General features: G+C 57.3%; 1 rRNA gene. It reads right to left on the bottom strand.

Features of this window, described 5'->3' with window-relative positions:
• Window positions 1-398: ribosomal RNA gene (locus JYA52_RS00055) — 23S ribosomal RNA — on the bottom strand; the annotation flags it as partial.

The raw sequence follows: 398 nt of genomic DNA, 5'->3' as shown, positions 1-398 counted from the left end.
TTTTCACCTTTCCCTCACGGTACTGGTCCGCTATCGGTCATTAGGGAGTCTTTAGGCTTATCAGGTGGTCCTGACAGATTCACACGGGATTTCTCGGGCCCCGTGCTACTTGGGATCCCTCCCAGGCGGTGCACAACTTTACGGTTACGGGGCTCACACCCTCTACGGCCGGCCTTTCAAGACCGTTCACCAATACCTGCACTCGCACCTCGCTGTCCCGGCAGAGACAGCACGGGAAGTCCCACAACCCCGACCATGCAACGCCCGCCGGCTATCACACATGGAACGGTATAGCCTGATCCGCGTTCGCTCGCCACTACTGACGGAATCACTATTGTTTTCTCTTCCTGCGGGTACTGAGATGTTTCACTTCCCCGCGTTCCCTCCACGCACCCTAT

Source organism: Arthrobacter pascens (assembly GCF_017052465.1).
In the GTDB taxonomy this organism is placed as follows: Bacteria; Actinomycetota; Actinomycetes; order Actinomycetales; family Micrococcaceae; genus Arthrobacter; species Arthrobacter pascens.
Note: the sequence above shows the minus strand (reverse complement) of the source record. Positions and strands in the feature narration are given on the sequence as shown.